Genomic DNA, 1,079 nt, shown 5'->3' with positions numbered 1-1,079 from the left:
TGAACCGTCCCTGATTTGATGCCGCTGTCTTTCGAGAGAAAGATAGCAACCATGCCCAAGAAATACCCTGCCGAAGTTCGTGAACGCGCCGTAGCGATGGTTGTGGACCGGCTCTCCGAGTACCCTTCCATTTATGCAGCGTGCAAGGCCCTGGCTCCGAAGCTGGATGTCGGTCCCGAATCATTGCGTCGCTGGGTGCTCCAGGCCCAGGCCGACACCGGTGAGAAGGACGGCCCAACCACTACCGAACTCGATGAGCTCAAGGCGTTGCGGGCGGAGAATCGGGATTTGAAGGAAGCCAACGAAATCTTGAAAGCTGCCTCAATTTTCTTCGCGAGGGAACTCGACCCTCGCCGCCGCTAATCTGCCGATTCGTTGATGAGCAGCGGGCCGAAGGTCATGCGGTCGAGTCGATCTGCGCCGTCCTGCGTGAGCAGGGCGTGCAGGTTGCCGCACGAACCTACCGGGCCTGGAAAACAAGGCCTCCGGCCCTGCGAGCAGTTGAAGATGCGAAGGTCATTGACACGTTACGCAGCCTCAAAGTGTTAGACGCTAAAGGAAGACCGAAGCCGGAAATCCTTTATGGCCGGCGAAAGATGACCGCTTGGCTGCGGCGCAACGGCTTCCCCGCGGTCTCCAAACACACCGTTGACCGGCTCATGCGTGACGAGGGCATGAACGGCATGGTCCGGGGCCGCAAGACCCGCACCACGATCCCTGGCAAGGACGGACGCAGGGCCGGTGACCTGCTGAACCGAGACTTCACGGCAGAGGCACCAAACCGGATTTGGGTCACGGACTTCACCTACGTGCCGGTGTATTCCGGGTTCGTCTACGTGGCGTTGGTGATCGATCTGTATTCGCGGGCCATCGTCGGCTGGGAAACCTCCACTGTGAAAGACACCGCTTTCGTGGAGCAGTGCCTGAAAATGGCCCTGTGGCGCCGAAAACACAGTAATAGGCCGGTTGACAAGGGGCTTTTGCATCACTCGGACGCGGGAAGCCAATACACCTCGATCCGGTACACCGACACTTTGGAAATTGAGGGGCTGGTTCCGTCGATTGGCAGTGTCGGCGAC

The 1,079-nt window shown here is 59.3% G+C and carries 2 protein-coding genes; both read left to right on the top strand.

The window, feature by feature from the left end; genetic code table 11:
- Nucleotides 1-51 precede the first annotated feature (51 nt).
- Nucleotides 52-363: a transposase gene (locus ACIOTL_RS18090; protein WP_400344230.1), complete on the top strand. Its 312-nt coding sequence runs from the start codon at nt 52-54 to the stop codon at nt 361-363.
- Nucleotides 363-1,079: IS3 family transposase (locus tag ACIOTL_RS18085; RefSeq protein WP_400344233.1), on the top strand; the 717-nt coding region annotated here is incomplete at its 3' end. The genes ACIOTL_RS18090 and ACIOTL_RS18085, both read left to right, overlap by 1 nt.

This window comes from Glutamicibacter sp. NPDC087673 (assembly GCF_044743255.1).
GTDB lineage: Bacteria > Actinomycetota > Actinomycetes > Actinomycetales > Micrococcaceae > Glutamicibacter.
Note: the sequence above shows the minus strand (reverse complement) of the source record. Positions and strands in the feature narration are given on the sequence as shown.

Excerpts from the sequence above, each read along its gene's own strand:
- ACIOTL_RS18090 (WP_400344230.1), top strand. The coding sequence starts at position 52 with ATGCCCAAGAAATACCCTGCCGAAGTTCGTGAACGCGCCGTAGCGATG.